20 protein-coding genes and 1 pseudogene are annotated in these 15,944 nt (G+C 38.6%); 8 read left to right on the plus strand and 13 right to left on the minus strand.

Features of this window, described 5'->3' with window-relative positions; all coding sequences use genetic code 11:
- The first annotated feature begins 275 nt into the window (after positions 1-275).
- Positions 276-452, plus strand: a complete 177-nt coding sequence (locus LG003_RS15605) for a hypothetical protein (protein WP_158537826.1) — start codon at positions 276-278, stop codon at positions 450-452.
- Here LG003_RS15605 and LG003_RS15610 read toward each other — a convergent pair.
- The 5 genes from LG003_RS15610 to LG003_RS15630 all read right to left on the minus strand — a co-directional run bounded on the left by LG003_RS15610 (position 449) and on the right by LG003_RS15630 (position 2,584).
- A complete protein-coding gene (locus tag LG003_RS15610) occupies positions 449-604 on the minus strand; it encodes a hypothetical protein (protein ID WP_158537825.1) in 156 nt (51 codons plus the stop codon). The two genes, LG003_RS15605 and LG003_RS15610, sit on opposite strands and share 4 nt — an antisense overlap.
- A 141-nt stretch (positions 605-745) precedes the next feature.
- The gene (locus tag LG003_RS15615; RefSeq protein ID WP_112879891.1) at positions 746-1,195 is read right to left on the minus strand and encodes a lysis protein; all 450 of its coding nucleotides are present in this window, start codon (positions 1,193-1,195) and stop codon (positions 746-748) included.
- A complete protein-coding gene (locus LG003_RS15620; RefSeq protein WP_262981121.1) occupies positions 1,192-1,617 on the minus strand; it encodes a lysozyme in 426 nt (141 codons plus the stop codon). Before LG003_RS15620 ends, LG003_RS15615 begins: the two co-directional genes overlap by 4 nt.
- On the minus strand, positions 1,604-1,888 hold the full coding sequence (locus LG003_RS15625) for a phage holin, lambda family (protein ID WP_262981136.1): 285 nt from the start codon (positions 1,886-1,888) through the stop codon (positions 1,604-1,606). The genes LG003_RS15620 and LG003_RS15625 overlap by 14 nt, the downstream gene beginning before the upstream one ends.
- Positions 1,889-2,065: 177 nt before the next feature.
- Positions 2,066-2,584, minus strand: a complete 519-nt coding sequence (locus tag LG003_RS15630) for a hypothetical protein (protein WP_112878227.1) — start codon at positions 2,582-2,584, stop codon at positions 2,066-2,068.
- A 158-nt stretch (positions 2,585-2,742) separates the two neighbouring features.
- Here LG003_RS15630 and LG003_RS15635 point away from each other — a divergent pair, with 158 nt between their 5' ends.
- Entirely contained in the window at positions 2,743-2,976 is a 234-nt protein-coding gene (locus LG003_RS15635; RefSeq protein WP_036847822.1) for a hypothetical protein, read from the plus strand.
- On the opposite strand, the gene LG003_RS15640 is transcribed toward LG003_RS15635, so the two are convergent.
- On the minus strand, positions 2,942-3,127 hold the full coding sequence (locus tag LG003_RS15640) for a hypothetical protein (protein ID WP_158537784.1): 186 nt from the start codon (positions 3,125-3,127) through the stop codon (positions 2,942-2,944). The genes LG003_RS15635 and LG003_RS15640 overlap by 35 nt on opposite strands.
- Positions 3,127-3,240, minus strand: a pseudogene (locus LG003_RS15645) (antitermination protein); the annotation flags it as partial. The gene LG003_RS15640 and the pseudogene LG003_RS15645, both read right to left, overlap by 1 nt.
- A 31-nt stretch (positions 3,241-3,271) precedes the next feature.
- Between LG003_RS15645 and LG003_RS15650 the strand changes: the two are divergent.
- The 4 genes from LG003_RS15650 to LG003_RS15665 all read left to right on the plus strand — a co-directional run bounded on the left by LG003_RS15650 (position 3,272) and on the right by LG003_RS15665 (position 5,960).
- Complete coding sequence (locus LG003_RS15650) at positions 3,272-4,102, plus strand: aminotransferase class I/II-fold pyridoxal phosphate-dependent enzyme (protein WP_262981122.1); 831 nt, start codon at positions 3,272-3,274, stop codon at positions 4,100-4,102.
- Between the two features lie 28 nt (positions 4,103-4,130).
- Positions 4,131-4,715, plus strand: a complete 585-nt coding sequence (locus LG003_RS15655) for a hypothetical protein (protein ID WP_112878225.1) — start codon at positions 4,131-4,133, stop codon at positions 4,713-4,715.
- A gap of 118 nt (positions 4,716-4,833) precedes the next feature.
- Positions 4,834-5,418 carry a hypothetical protein gene (locus tag LG003_RS15660; RefSeq protein WP_112878224.1) on the plus strand — a complete coding sequence of 195 codons (585 nt, stop codon included), beginning with the start codon at positions 4,834-4,836 and terminating at the stop codon, positions 5,416-5,418.
- A gap of 44 nt (positions 5,419-5,462) precedes the next feature.
- Positions 5,463-5,960 carry a hypothetical protein gene (locus LG003_RS15665; protein ID WP_112878223.1) on the plus strand — a complete coding sequence of 166 codons (498 nt, stop codon included), beginning with the start codon at positions 5,463-5,465 and terminating at the stop codon, positions 5,958-5,960.
- Here LG003_RS15665 and LG003_RS15670 read toward each other — a convergent pair whose 3' ends face one another.
- Positions 5,961-7,724, minus strand: coding sequence for an acyl-CoA dehydrogenase family protein (locus tag LG003_RS15670; protein WP_262981123.1), 1,764 nt, complete (start codon positions 7,722-7,724; stop codon positions 5,961-5,963).
- Positions 7,725-8,396: 672 nt separating this feature from the next.
- Between LG003_RS15670 and LG003_RS15675 the strand changes: the two genes are divergently transcribed.
- The gene (locus LG003_RS15675) at positions 8,397-8,711 is read left to right on the plus strand and encodes a hypothetical protein (protein ID WP_112878221.1); all 315 of its coding nucleotides are present in this window, start codon (positions 8,397-8,399) and stop codon (positions 8,709-8,711) included.
- Between the two features lie 156 nt (positions 8,712-8,867).
- Here the strand turns inward: LG003_RS15675 and LG003_RS15680 are convergent, their stop codons facing one another.
- The 5 genes from LG003_RS15680 to LG003_RS15700 form a co-directional block, all read right to left on the minus strand.
- Positions 8,868-9,308 (minus strand): OsmC family protein, encoded by a 441-nt coding sequence (locus LG003_RS15680; RefSeq protein WP_105399738.1) that lies wholly within the window; start codon positions 9,306-9,308, stop codon positions 8,868-8,870.
- A gap of 14 nt (positions 9,309-9,322) precedes the next feature.
- Positions 9,323-9,763, minus strand: a complete 441-nt coding sequence (locus tag LG003_RS15685) for a DUF29 domain-containing protein (protein WP_262981124.1) — start codon at positions 9,761-9,763, stop codon at positions 9,323-9,325.
- A 92-nt stretch (positions 9,764-9,855) separates the two neighbouring features.
- Positions 9,856-11,064, minus strand: a complete 1,209-nt coding sequence (tyrP, locus tag LG003_RS15690) for a tyrosine transporter TyrP (protein WP_112878219.1) — start codon at positions 11,062-11,064, stop codon at positions 9,856-9,858.
- A 44-nt stretch (positions 11,065-11,108) separates the two neighbouring features.
- On the minus strand, positions 11,109-13,028 hold the full coding sequence (locus tag LG003_RS15695; RefSeq protein WP_112893788.1) for a pyridoxal phosphate-dependent decarboxylase family protein: 1,920 nt from the start codon (positions 13,026-13,028) through the stop codon (positions 11,109-11,111).
- A 435-nt stretch (positions 13,029-13,463) separates the two neighbouring features.
- Positions 13,464-14,480, minus strand: a complete 1,017-nt coding sequence (locus LG003_RS15700) for an NAD(P)H-quinone oxidoreductase (RefSeq protein WP_112878217.1) — start codon at positions 14,478-14,480, stop codon at positions 13,464-13,466.
- Between the two features lie 748 nt (positions 14,481-15,228).
- Here LG003_RS15700 and LG003_RS15705 point away from each other — a divergent pair.
- Complete coding sequence (locus tag LG003_RS15705; protein WP_262981125.1) at positions 15,229-15,912, plus strand: hypothetical protein; 684 nt, start codon at positions 15,229-15,231, stop codon at positions 15,910-15,912.
- Positions 15,913-15,944: the final 32 nt, after the last annotated feature.

The raw sequence follows: 15,944 nt of genomic DNA on the forward strand, positions 1-15,944 counted from the left end.
CTGGGCGACTGTTATCTGATTTTCCACCACGCCCACGCAGCGGATAGACCCCAGCACATTAAGCCGTACAGAAAATTGCCCCACGTACCGTGCAGCATGAACCAGAAACCACCGAGTATCGGAGTTATCCAACAATAGAATTCAAAATCGTTCATATTTTAATTTCCGGTATTACTGCTTCACCATTAACGACTTATCTGATTATATGCCTGCTTTGTTAACCCACTCAGGCGGCGCGGGTTTCTTACTTTCCACAGTCAAAAAAGGAAAGTGAAATGTCTGATGTTATTGATCCTAAAAAGAACCCAGAACAAGCAGCTCAGCAAGTACTTATTGAGTTAATCCGGGCGGGTAAAACTGGTGGTATGCACGGAGCAGGAACAAAAAGCAGTACAGAAGCATTACTGTACGCATACACATCAATTTATAATCACTTCAAAAAGCTCAGTTAATAACTATCTTCATACAATGAAGTAAAAGCTTTGCTAATCGAACAAGCCATTTCTTTGGCTTGTTCTTTGTCTGCGTTATTTTTCTCTATCATTTCCTTTAACGTATTAGCAGCAACTAATTGAATTATTTCTGATAAATCTTCAAATTTCATTTCAAACCCTCTCTAAACCCTTTCCAAATCGAAAACAGTTGGAATTAGAGTTTTATGCTAAAAAGTCAGTCTCCATCCGCCGGGCGCCCATAGCTAAATAACTACTATCGAGCACTCTGTCAGTAGAATGCTCTGGATTAGCTATTGACACTGGGTTTTGATGTAGTCCTGCAAGTATTTTGTTTGTTGCTCGTTCTCAATAATCATTCTTCGGAGATCGAAATAATCTTGTTCAGTTGCCGGGTTAAATCGTGGGGCTCCTGCATAGCCCATGCCTGAGGGGGAAGTGGCTTCTCTCTTTGGACAGGTGGCCGCGATGCGCAACCGACGATGACCAGCGGCAACATCAGTACGAAGAGCATCAATTTCAGATTTCGCATGAGCAAGTTCCTTTGTATGCTGATTATCCAGTTCAGACAAGAGTCTTATCCTCTCCTGCTGATTAACGATTTCATTCTGCTGCTCCAGCAACTCACTCTGTAGCTTAACTGTCGTATCAAGCTGTTGGGTATACTTACCGTAATAGTGGTAAGCCAGAAGCGAGACAAGCGCTAGTGCAATAAGCGTGTAGTAGTGAGCGTTGAATTTCATGATAAAAACATCGTTTTCTCAGCTGCTCGCCTGGCATCTAAGCCGGGTAATACACGTCCACCCGCTTTATTCCACTCCATAAACTGAGACGCGGCGCCTTTGTAGTCACCAGCATTGAGTTTCTTAAGCAGCGTAGAACGAACGAAAGCACCGGTGCCGAGATTGAATATGAATGAACACAAAGCATCGAACTGGCCCTGAGTCAGCGGCACTTTGACTGAGTTTTCCAAAGTAATGTAAACCGGGGCCAAATCATCAAGTAAGAATTGTTCGGCCTGCCGTTCTGTGATTGCATCACCTGGCTTTACTCCGTGAGTGTGACCGTAACCGATAGTCCAAACTCTTGCAGGGCAAAGGTATGCAGTTAGACTGCAACCCTCATAAATTTTGAGTTCCGCTAAACCGTGTTCACTGATTTGCATCTGATACCCCTGCTCTTTTCTCTGCTGATTTACGAAGTAATTGACCAATGAAATCCGTACCAAGATAGCCAATCACCACACTACCGATGTAGGCCAAATCAGGATTCAGACCAAAAAGATTTAAAATGTCACGAATGAACCACGCGAACATGGCACACATAAAGGCATCAATTGAGACACGCAGCCATCCCCCGCCGTTATAGCGACCCCTGAGAAAAGCCATTGTCCCCGATAGTATTGCACCTATACCCTGTTCTTTGACTGACAGCAGCCATAATCATAGCTGCATCCATATATCAGGCTGCTTGTCCATGAGTTTCATATCCACCCCCATAAAATGGGCGTCCGTGGGGGTGAGCTATGTTCGCTCCGTGAATGAGTTAATAGGATGCCGTTATCGGAATTCCGATATCGGCAAGATTTCAATAGATTATAAAAAAGAGGGCGGTTATTCTGGAGCGGTTTGCTTAATAAGATCCATGGTCATTAGCTTCAAAGTTTCAGCCGCCTCGCTGTAGACAGTTAATAAATTCCCCTGCGGAATACGACATGATACTGTTTCAGAGCTACCAGTAAAAACAAACGTGACAACCCCAGATTGCCTGCTTATCGTTATTGGGGATGCAATCCATGTAGATTGAGGGTCTTTCGTTGTGATAACAGTTTTGATAACAAACGACAAACTAAAGTCATCAGATAGCTTGAGTTCATGCAAATGCTTTTCTTTGAATATGCCATTCTCGTTAATACCCAGTGTCACAATTTTCTCTTGCTGGCCTTTGTGATCCCTGAAAGTCCGATCGACTATTGCAAGAGATTGTTCATATTGTTCAATAAAATGACTAATACACCCCCTCAATATCTCTACGTGGGTGAATCTTTTTTCATTGGCTTCCTCTGCGGTTTTTTGTAAGTCCTCATAGGTGATCATGGTTTTTATCTCGCTATATCCAAATAGAACACTCATGTTTATCACCTTTAGAGAAATTTTACTGTGACTAATGCAAAAAAGACCACTCCATGCGCAGCCTCCATAATCAATTGAATTCGTTCCGTTATGGGAGTTCCTGCATCTGCTATTATTAAATCTCGACAAGTAACCATAGCTAATAGAAAGAGGAACTAATGAGCAGAACAATTAATGAAGCTGTCCGCGAGCTGGAAATCAGCATCACAGCTACAGAGCGGATCGTGATTGCAATGTTACAACTACTTTCACCCGTACAAAAAGATGCCCTGAAAGATATTCTCTTTTCAGAATGTCAAATAGCCTCTGAAATAATTCCTGCGGATAACGAACAATTAATCAAAAGAGAAAAACAAATCACTGAGAAGATTCACACTCTTTTGCAACTCTGAGCATAAGTTCCTGGCGTTTTTTCTCCTGTTCAATAAATCCCCCCCACTTGCCATTAGGGTGAGGGGTATTTACTGCTTTCAAAAACGCTTCGCGATCACAATCTCTACTCTCATCTTTGTATTCGTCAGAAACGCTGCTATAGCGCTCCATAACGCTGCCATGATATCAGTACCCGTGATCCGGTCTGTTGACGTGCATTTAGACGAATTATTGATTGCCAGTCCTTTTGGACTGAAATGTTTTAGTGCTGATTCGAGTTTCATTATTCCGCCCACTTCTTAAAAGACAGTTAACATGACCGTTATTGGTCATTTAATGCAGCGTGGCGATCTCATTTTGTACGATGAATATAGCCATGACAGCCTTCTCCAGGGCGGAAATTTGTCTCAGGCAGACATGTTACCGTTTGCGCATAATAATTGGCAAATGGCTGATGAACTTCTTAATAAGAAAAGGAAATATTACAGGAAAGTCATGCTCTTTATAGAAGGTGCTTATAGCATGGATGGTGATATTCCTAATTTGAAGAAATTTTTTGAAATAAAGAAAAAACATAAAGCATTGTTGATGGTAGATGAATGTCTTTCCATTGGAGTTGTGGGAGAAAGTGGACGGGGTGTTTGTGAACATTGCGATGTCATGCCATCTGAAATAGATATTTGTATGGGTGGAATTAGTAAAAGTTTTGCAAGCTGTGGTGGTTATATCGCCGGCAAGCGATCCTTTATAACTTATCTACGGTATATGACGCCGGGTTTTGTTTATACCACAGGCATGCCACCGGCTGTTACCGCATCGGCGCTTACCGCCATTAAAGTGATACAAAAGGAAAAATACAGAGTTCATGAAGTACAAGAATTATCAAAATATTTCGTTAATAAAGCGAATGCACTTGGCTTAGATACAGGATTCAGTAAAGATACCCCAGTTATCCCTCTTATGATAGGCGACGAAAATAAATGTATCTATATTTATCAAAAGCTAAGGGAGAATTTAATCAATGTGCAACCTATCTTGCATCCAGCCGTGCCTGAGAATAAAGCTCGTTTACGTTTTTTTATTAACTATGGACACACGGTTGAGGACATCAATAAGGTTCTTAATATCATAAAAGAGTACATTTAATGAACTTTCGATATAATGGAAACCAACAATGAGCACGATGATGAAAAAAAGAGAGCATTATAAGAACGCATGTCTCTTTTTAGGGCATAATGCTTCAGAGGTCATATGGAATAATGCCGATGATATGTTTGCCATTGAAGATGAAAAAGAGAGTCGCTCAAAAGATGGAGAATATGTTCCCATCCACACAATATTGAAATTGATGAAATATGACGTTGATGAATTGAATGTCATTAATTTTCTTGGCGAGATTGATTATAACCATACTATAAAGGCTTTATGTGGCAACGATAGAGAAATATTTGAGAAATTCATAAAAAGAGTCAATCTGTATGAATTGAAAATAAACCATCATGCTACCCATGCGATAAATGGCATCATTGAAGCCTGGGAACATCATAAAGAAAACAATCTACCTAAAAAATATCATATATTGATTACTGATGGTACGGGAGATGATTATGAATCGACATCTCTCTATACCGTGGTAATTGATAAAAACAAAGCATTGGCAGATTGCATAAAGACCCTACAGCGGGTGAAAAGAATTTCCGCAGCAGATCTTTCATGCGGAATATTATTTGCCCACGCCGATACAGGTTTTCGCCGTTGAAAGACGAATATATATCCGTCATCTTTCAAGTTGCCTCTTTGTTGGCTGCGCTCACTCACCCCGGTCACATAGTTCTCTATGCTCCCGGGGACTCGCTCCCTTGCCGTCGCGATGCATCTTGAAATCTATAGGGTATAAGTCACTTGGTTACGAAACGGAAATAACACGCCTGTTAGACGATAATAAACTTAATAAACTCAACCTAATTATAATAAAATTATCCGATGGTTTTCTGTCAAATAAGAAATGTGGTTTGATGTCAGCTATTAGAAGTGATATCAAATCTTTCCTACCCGGCGTTAATGATGAAAATTTTTCTAAAAAGAAGGTGTATTACCACGAACGTGATAAAATCCAGCTTGAATGGAGCAGTTCTCGTAATCCTGTTACCCTATTGGGGATAAAGAAGTTTCCGTCAGAAATTCTTTTAGAAAAAAGTGAGCATCAGCATTTTTTACATGGCTTTTCTGTTAAATATATGCAGGAAATGGCCGTGAAGCATGTGAGAATGCCGTTGTGGTTGCTGCGGTACTTAAATGGATTAAGTCAATATGAGATCCGTGTTATTTCTTCCTATATTGCTAACAAGTTTTTAGAAACTTACTTGGTAAAACTCATTGCTAGTGAAAAAGTTGAAAACCTGATTGTTGGTGGTGGCGTTCATTTCAATGTCAAACTCCACGCTGTGTTTACCGACTGGTGAGTTGAAGCAAGAAATTAACCATTCTTAATGGCCGGGATGACCATATGCCAATAGCCCCTGTATTAAGATCAGAGAATTTGCCGGTTCTCTTTAACATTAAAGAAGTAAACAGAGTAACAGGCTCACTTCATGGCATGATTATTGCGCTAAGTTATAACGATAATATACTTGAAGAAAAATATGAGGGAGTGATGCATAAAATGCATGATGGTAGAACCACTGGCAGGCCGCTTGTGGTCAAATCAGACGTTGATGTCGAAATGCTACAGAAAGTTGAAAATGAAACTGGCTATGCAGCACCTCTTTCAACATTCATGGTTATTCTACAGTTCAGCGGATGCAACATGCATATCACGACTTCGATTATCAGTGCAGGAAAGCTGAAAAAGCGGGTATCAGTAAGCCTTTTCTTATTATCGGCAACTTTTGAAATCCATAGAGTTATAGGTAATCGCCCTTTCATTAACGGTGACCTTTTAGCTGGCCACCGAATTTTTTCTATATATTCACAACAGTGTCTCGCATTTAAACCTGTTTTATAGTTAATTGTTTTTTAATTGATGGTGATTATTTGCATACCAGGAAATATAATCATCACTGGATATTGGCGTTTCGATTCCAGCCTTATCCACGCCAAAACTGGAAATATAATCATTTATTCTGTCTGCATGCTGACGTATATACTCAATGCGTCTCTCGTCTATTTTTTTAGATTCTTGTAAATTGATCACTTCACTTCTCAGGAGATTGCTCATGCTACGATGAATCCAGTCGAGAAGATAACCTTCGATGATCATATAAAAATCATCATCATTATTGTTGTGGTATGTATCAATAATGGTCGTTACCACGGATAAAACGGCATATGTTTGGCTTAGTTCTAGAAAATCCCTACTATGCTTATTAAGCATATCTAAATTTATTTTTTTATTGTTACTCACTGTTAATCCATTTAGTTTTTTATATAAAAAGTTCATATAATCATTTAAAATGGTAAATAGATTATGTTGGAAAGATGTTTTTTCTATTTCTTTCATCTTATTGAGAATGATCATCCCTCCGGCTTTTAGTGATAATACAAGGTTATCACCTTCCGAAGTAATCGTACCAAAATTAGATATCAAATAATGGGATATCTTGTTAACAGTAAATAATCCCTGTGCGCCGCAACGCTCACGACAATTAATTAATATTTCTTGTGTACGCCATGTGCACAGAGACTTGGTAGTAATGATTTCAATAAGTAGTTCATCTGAAAACTTAAAGTTTTTAACTGATTCTGATAATATAGCTGAAACTTTTCTTATTAATTCTCTTAAGTATAACGCATGAGTGATTGTGCTCAGGGTATCCCAAGCAATACCTTCTTTGAAATGAGAATAATTAATTATTGGCATAGTACCTGAGTAACCGAATGTTTTTCGTTTATTTCCATATGTGCTAGTTATATGAAGAGCTGATTTGGCCCCTGTAACTGAGATCATTGCCATGCATAACTTGCCTGAATGTATTCTATTTGTAATTAACGAAAATCTTTCTCTTAATTCTTTAGTATGCAATGATACTTTACCCTCCCTGGTCAGTGTTATCATATTGCCCGCAAGGATCCCTTCAAAAGGAATTTCGACATTATCAAATGAAGTTATTGCGTTATCTAAATAAAGCCCTGGCTTATCGCCAAGTGGAGTAATTTTAACGCCAGGAGTTAATTTTCCATTTGCAGATAGAGGAAGAATAAATGGGAAAATACCATATTTCTTTCCTGATACATTTAACTGAGCCAAAATTACAGCCACTTTAGGTAATTCACAAGGCATGGTATTAGGCATAAATTTATATGCATTTGGGCTAGGTGAATTCAACATGAATACGCCTTTTTCCGGCAGATAATTAGCCTGTGTTTCGATTGCGATTAGATCATTCCCATGAGCTAGCTCAGTCGCCAGATATACTCCAATGGCACGACCTGAACAAAGTTTTTGGTAAAGATCTTCCACATATGGAGTTTGCATTCCTAAGTTAGCGATAGTGCCGATGGCTAAATTAAAATGAATTGATAGCATAGAAACTACAGCGCAATCATGTGGAGTTACAAGTTCATGAAGCGAAACTAATTCATTAAATGGTTTCGTGTGAATATTATTATTTTGAATATACTCAAGCAGTTCTATGAATTTTTTTACTGACGACTGATAATTGTCACAATTGCTTTTAAGTACCGCTACAAGGTTATCAGATACTCCCTCATTTCCTATACCTAAATAAGATTTTAATGTTGATTTTGAATTGCACAATGATTTATTCATATCGATGGAGCCTTTTACTAGAATAATAATATGTATATACCCAATGGATTTCAAGATGCATCGCGACGGCAAGGGAGTGAATCCCCGGGAGCATAGATAACTATGTGACCGGGGTGAGCGAGTGCAGACAACAAAGAGGCAACTTGAAAGATGACGGGTATATTAACTATTTAATAGTGTAATGGGATACACCAGAAATATATACTTCTACGTTAAAAATTTTTTAATAGAAGTGATTTGTTAAAAATTTTTCTTCTTAGAGTCCAGTAGAGAAAGCGATATTAAAACATATTTATCAAGTAAATAATTCATCGTTGTTATTTTATTTAAACAGATGATTAATCATTTCATCTTCACCATAAAAATTATATTGATATAAATAGTTTGTTATGAGAATGGATTTTTGTTGTTTTAATATAATTAGTTGGTGAATTGGTTATGAACCATTGTAGGTAGAGGTTTTTTATTATTTCAAACAATGTTGATGTTATTTTTATAGATAAAGATTACCATGTTACTTTTATCAATTACTTAATTTTAATGAAAAAAATTTTGGCATTATTTATCATGTGAGGCACCTATTATATTAATGTGAAGTTGGTGCAAAGATTATTTGCATAATTTACACTTCAAATGCGTCAGATTTTCTTTATTATTAACTAGGAGTAGAATATGAAAAAATTGATATCTATGTTATTTATTTTCATTGGTATGATTAGCGCCCCTGCATTTTCTGCGGAAACGAATAGTGGCATTGTCAGAGTCGCAGAAATTAAAGCTGATTGGGACAATCCTGCACATTATTTTTATACATTCAGTGGAAGCTTAGCCGGTAACTGTGGAAAACCAGGTTATATTTGGTCAGGATCAAGCGCTGATAACATTAACAAGCTATTAAGCCAGGCTTATGCACAGGGTTTAAATATTAAAGTTGGTATAGAAAATGTAAGTTGTAATATAACTACAGTTTACGTCATTAAACAATAGTAATTATTTCTTATGCTGTTATCAATGGGATAAAGAGATAGATAAACATTGATTTACCTAACTTTATAACGAATCCCTCTACTGTAAAGTAGAGGGATTTTTAAATTAACTTAAATGATTTTTCCTTTTCAGAATTATTTCAACTCAGAATTTATCTTATTCGCAATATATTTCAGTGACAAAACTTGGTGCATTTTCGATAGTATCATGAACCGGGCAGGTTCTATTAATAAAGTCGACAAAGGCATGAATTTCTTCTTCACTATTATCAGCTTTAATATGAAATTTTGTCACTATTTTGGAGAAACCTAATTTCGCTTGTTTATTTCTACCAGTGAAACCATCAGTATCAAGCTCACCTTCCAGATCAACGTGAATATCAATTAAGTTGATTTTGTGCAGTTTAGCAAAAGCCTTTGCTACGATACATTTACAGGCCCCGAGAGAACAGAGTAAAGCTTCAACTGGATTCATCCCCTGATCAGTACCACCTAAATTACGCGGTTCATCCAAATAAAAGGAGAAATCTCTTGATGTACATTCAACTTTCAATCCAGCTACAGATTTTACTGTGGCAGTAAATAATTCTTTCGCCATGATGATCTAACTCCTTAATTGTTTTCCGGATAAAACTCAGGGGACAGTATCTGGGACATACCCCAAATGGATACATCGGGAAACACGTCTAACCCGGTTTCGTTCATTGCTGAGGCAACGGCTTTAGACCAGACAACATCAACCCAATTTGAATCATCTAACTTTGTCTTTAAACTAGGTGATTCTTTTAAACCATAAAGAATCTCTTTTCTTTGCGCTTTAATTGTTCTTTCCCAACTTGTTCCTCTATGACTTGGCTGGTATTTCCATTTTAATAAGTGAGCAATTAATACTGCCATGCAGCTAGCCAATTCACGCTGTTCACTCTTGCCCACGTCTTCGATCTCCTCAGCAATATTGGCTATATCAATCTCAGAGAGTTTACCGGCACGTAATAACGCTGCCTGCTCATTTGCCCAAGCGACCACATCAGTTTCGTAACGGGTATGATTCATAATTGCCTCCGCTAATTAGGTCTATTATGCTAGCAGTCTGTCAGAGAATACGCTTTAGGTCAAAAAAGAACTTATCTTCGATAACCCAGTGTCTACCCTACTTCCGGCAACATTCCACTCACTATGCCAATCTGGATTGCTATTACTGCAATACCGCAGGTAAATACCAGCAAGAGTACAGGTTTACCGCCAGGTACCCGATATCGACGTTCATTTTGTTGACGGGATTTATATGCCAGGAGGCTAGGCAATACTAACGCCAAAATTGATAGCGCGACCGCGGCATATCCCAACGCCATCACAAATCCTTTTGGGTAAAATAGCGCGAAAATCAACGGCGGAACGAAAGTTAACAAACCAGTTTGCATACGCCCGGCTACGCTATTTCTGCGTTTAAACAGATCACCCAGAAAATCAAACAGGCCAAGTGTGACACCGAGGAATGAGGTTGCGAGCGCCAGGTTGGCAAACATTTGTACTGCAAGCTCAGTTTTCGGTGAAGCAACAACTTCGCGAATGCTGTGTAATAAGCCATTCAACCCTGCGTTTTCAGCTAAGATATCGACGAATGTGCTGGAATTAATACTTCCGAGTGTCGCCAATTGCCAGAGGATATAAGCAAGTAGCGGAATTGCGCTGCCGATGATAAACACCCAGCGGAGTCGACGGATATCGCCATCCATATATTTCACAATACTGGGAACACTACCGTGAAAACCAAACGATGTGAATATCACAGGAATTGAAGATAGTATTAATCCTTGTTCTAATGGCATGGTCAGTAAGTTAATATGCTGAACATGCGGCATCATCATCCCCAACATCAATACTAGGAAAATAATTTTTGCACTGAAAATAACCCGATTAACCATATCTACTGAACTGGTGCCAATACAAACAACTCCTCCGCCAATCACTGTAAACAGGATAACACCTGCTGAGGCAGGAAGAGATAGATTCAGCCATTTGTTGAGGCTGACTGTCAGTAATTCCCCGGCGCCACTAATATAGGCTGATGTTAATGCATACATTAGAAACATCATGCTGAAACCGGCTAACATTTTGCCACCGTTGCCAAGATAACGTTGAGCAAGTGTCCCTAACCCCGTATCAGGGGATTCATATTGGTAAGTTTCAACCAGCAATAACGCGGTGTAACTCATCAAAACCCACAAGCTAACCAACATGATCAAACTTACGCCAAATCCTACACCGGCGGTTGCTAATGGCATGGCCAACATACCAGCGCCGATGGTTGTTCCTGCTATGATAAAAGTACTGCCAAAAGTACGGTTCTTCACGTTTTTTCCCTTCGAATCAACAGCAAATATTTAATAATAGAAAATCAGGCCACTTTCTTTTTTTCTTCTTCATCAACAATTTGAGTCAGTTTTTGAATAAAAATTTTCTGGAGCCTTTCCCAATACTCGTCAAAATCGTCAGCATTATGTAAACAGTGAGTCATCACAGCAGCACGTAAGACATATAAACTGTGGACTTTCTGCCATTCTTCTTGGGCAAAACCGCAACGTTCAACATAATGCCAGGGAGTATCACCATACTCTTCATAACTAAGGGAGGTGGAAGAAGTCAAAAAATCATTGGTATAAGTGCGTCCAGAGGCATATGAACAAAGTTCGTACATCCGTTTATTAAGACGATTATGATGCATTAAGTCATCATTTCCTTGCTCTTTAAAAGTAAAATTGACCATATGGAAATCAGGATTCGGCATGGCATGAATTTCAAACCGGCGTTTATCAACAACCAATGGTTCTGTGGTTAAAAGTTTTTTAACCATCCAATTGGCCGTCACAATACCGGCAGCAATTACTTTTCCGTAGCCACTGATATTAAGTGGAACCAATCGATGCGCAGCCCAAATTGCGGCGGCGATAGCTCCGGCTTTAGATCCCTCCATAATAGAAGCACCGAGCACGACACGCCGGTTAACGGCTTGATCCTGTTGAGTATCAACATCTTCAAAAACATAAGCTGCACGGTAGGAAATTAGGTCAACAATACGCCTATCTTTCATACATACCGCACCGGCTGCATATTGAATAAATCCAACTTTGTGAGGATCTACGGTGATTGAATCAGCCTGACACATGGCCCGGAAACTTTGATAAATTTCAGGTTTAGGCCAAATAATATCTTCCGGAATGATTGCCAATTCACGATAACGGCGGATAAGTTCATCATATTCCATAAACTCTCCCCGCTCATTAAGGAACATTGCGCTGGCATAACCTGCATAAGCAGCATCAATATGCACATAAAATGAGACGCCATAACGCTCTTCACACTCTTTACGCAACGCAATAACTTCATCAACTCGATCAATGGCACCCACTTCCGTAGTTCCAACTACGGTTACCATAGCTAGAATAGGTTCTCCCTGCTCTATCAGACTGAACGTAATTTCACGCATTTTTTCAACATCGGTACGATAATTTGCATCGACCGGCAATGGCACAATATGCTGTTGACCAATCCCTAGAACATCCATTGCTTTCATCCATGAATAATGTTTCGACTGCGGCACCAAGACTTTGCCAAACATTCCCTGTTTTATCCCAACACCACGGCAAGAAAGTTCACGAACTTCTTCGAAAATGCCCCGCTTTTTTAATTCATCCGTTAAATCCAGAATGTCTGACGGAGATATATTCAACAGTTGTTGTTCTGATTTATTTGCAACCAAATCACTGGATTGCGGGTGTTGTGCCATAGCAAGAGGAATGGTTTTTAAATTACGTGCAACCCATAGCCCTTCATAATTGGCGACAGTTCCGCCCGATGTGATATGTCCCCAGGCTCGGCGAGGGTCATAACCAAACATCTGACATAAATCTAGTCCTGCTTCAATTTCTAGCTCCGTTGTTGTCGGTGATGACTCGTGGGCACAATTGTTCGGGTTGTACATCATAGCCATAACATAAGCGAGATTGGAAACCATCAAGGTATCGGCATTCATATGCCCCATATAACGAGGAGAAAACCAGGGAACAGAGGTGTTTTTCAGTTTGGCAGATAGCTGGTTCAGAATACCTTCTGTCCGATAAAGGGTTTCTCTATAATCAGGTGCGTAACGATCAACTGAGGTTACCAAGGCGGGATCTTCTGGGTGAAAATCAGAACGCCAGTGCATGTGCTCACTTACGGCATATTCCATCATTTCTCTAAAAAAAACCGCATTTTCTGATTTAGGGCCTAAAAACAACGCATCAATGTTTAAGTGCGAAGTAAACTGTTTGGTCATAATCACATACCCTTTTCCAACTAACAAAAACGGCTGTCAGCAACAGAGAGATTTATTTGTTAATGAAATTACTATCATCCTCTGATAGGCAGACAGAAAATTATATGCCACCTAACTTATCAATAGCTGGTCATACCTCATTATTCCAGATATTCAGAAAAATCTATCAGGTGTAATAGATCAATCATTAACATATCTATAAATGATCATTTTTTAATAGATATAGACTATATTTGTTAAAATATTAACAATGACGTTGAATATAAATTCTGATTTTGTGCGCAAGGACAAAGAACGAATAAAAACCAATCAAAAAATAGAGATTTATTTGTCATTAACCTTATTAAATATAGGTGTTTATTCTAACGCGAAGAGGTTAGTAGATAGAATGCAGGGCTACAAGTTAAAATAGCCCTGATTTAAGCAGAAGTACTATTAAGATGATACATTTACCAGCATAACCTTGCCGATAACATCACCGGCTTCCATCATTCGATGCGCATCAGCAGCATCTTTCAGATCAAATACTTTACAAATTAGTGGACTGACTTTTCCTGATTTCAATAATGGCCAGACCTGTTGTTCCAATTCCCTGGCTATCTCTGCTTTTTCCTCTACACTGCGAGAACGTAATGTAGAACCTGTGTGAGTCAGACGTTTTAGCATTAAGGGCATCAGATTAAGATTTTCAGGGTCTCCTTTCATCATACCAATTTGAATAATTCTCCCGAATTTAGCAGCAACCTTATAGTTTTTATTGACATAATCACCACCGATTAAATCAACAACCATATCAACCCCATGATTACCTGTGATTTTCAATACTCGATCAACAAAATCTTCTTTATGGTAATTAATAACAAAGTCAGCACCTAAACTGTGTGCAACTTTAGCTTTCTCATCAGAGCCGACGGTAGTAATAACTTTGGCGCCAAAGGCTTTTGCTAACATAATCGTGACACTACCTATCCCAGAAGTACCACCATGAATCAGCAAATTTTCTCCTTGTTTCAGTTTACCAGTCTGAAAAACATTAGCCCAGACGGTAAAAAAGTTTTCTGGCAATGCGGCTGCCTGAACAAAATCCAAGCTATAGATGGGTAAGGCAATGGAGTCATGTACCAGACAATACTCGGCATAACCGCCTCCGGCAACAAGGGCACAAACTTTATCACCAAGGTTCCAGCGTTCACAACCTTCACCCTTGGCAACCACCTCTCCTGCAATCTCCAAACCCGGTAATGGTGATGCATCAGGGGGTGGTGGGTAAGAACCCATTCTCTGAAATATATCAGGCCGATTAACACCTGCCGCCGCTACTTTTACCAACAAGTAGCCTTTTCCTGGCCGCGGCAGCGGAACCTGAACCAGATGCAATTTCTCCGGGCCTCCGGGCTTAATAATGCTGATCGCTAACATATATTGGGGCAATGAATTAATTTGGCTATGCATATATACCTCTTATTTCTTTTGACGATCCTTTTTATTGGGTTATGTTTAATATGATAAGTGAGATTTAAACAGGTTTTTCCATTTTGCTAGATAACTTGGCATTTTAAGGATCAGTTGTAACCTTGCCTAAGTCAACTAATATTCACCATTTTTGCGATTGAACTATCGGTAGATAATCTTAGTAAATTTCAACCTCCAGTATCCACATCCACTTCGATTTTTCTTTCAGACCTGGTGACGTATGGATCTTAACCGGAAAAAACGTCAAATATCTCAACGCTATAACAGTGAAATTTAGCATTTCGCCCATTACCAGACAGATCGTTATAATTCATCCTACAAATTTTCATAGCTATCCTCTTATAATATACCTGCGAGTTGTTTTCAGTCTGGAATTGATTAAATTATTATGCTCTTTTCCATAGAGTATGTTTTCGTATAGTTGGATTTTAATACTATAATAAGGTTCACTTTTATCTGGAAAACTTCATTTTAAAATAAATATGGATTATGACTATCGTCAAAACTGCAAAATAAACCGATATTAACTCTTCATCTCTATACTTTGAAACTTTTTCACAAACGATTAAAAATATAGAAATATCAAAGTAGTAAAAGGAAAACTGTACTGAGTTAGCGCATCACCAACTAATATGACTGTTTAAAAAGAGATTGGTGAAAAAGCTTTCCTATCTTACAATTTCCTATAAGCTAATTTTCAAAATTGTAAAATACCATTGAGGTGCTAATGGAAACATCAGCAAAACAACCCAATGACCGGACAGTAAAACTGAAAAGCGGATTTGATCAGTTTGAACTGGTCAAAGCACGCATCATCAATCTTGCTGATCATTTTATTAATGTGCTTAAAAACAAAGATTCAGAAAGTATTTCCCAGTTGTTAACCTTCTCTGATGATGAATTTTGGACAGAAGTCAAAGGACGAGCTAACTATATTGAAATAGTGGCAAATATCACACCGGAAAAGAAGGAACACGAAGAATTTATCGAAACTAGAAACGCTTTTCTTGCCCATCTTGGGGAATATGGTGGTGTTTATAAGTCCAGTAAGGTTGCTGATATATTAGGAGTGACCCGCCCAACAGTAAATAAGTATGGTGAAAATCATAAACTCATTGTATTAAATTGGGGAATAGAGAATTTATATCCTGTATTTCAGTTTTCGGTAAATAAAAAAACTAGCAATAAAGGATATTTAAAAGGTGTTCCAGAAATACTGGCTAATCTAGGTCCAGTCAGTGGTGTAAAAAAGTGCGGTTTTTTCCTGCGTAAAATCAAGACATTTAATCTTGGTATCGATCTGGCTGAATCCACGATGGTACTGGATATCCTCAGAAATGGCGCCTCCAATGATGAAATTGCTCAATTGGTAAAACTGGCGAAAATGTTCGGTTCTGTTGATTCTATATAAAAAATTCCAGCATATATACCCTATAGATTTCA

Source organism: Photorhabdus kleinii (genome assembly GCF_025384885.1).
Lineage (GTDB): Bacteria > Pseudomonadota > Gammaproteobacteria > Enterobacterales > Enterobacteriaceae > Photorhabdus > Photorhabdus kayaii.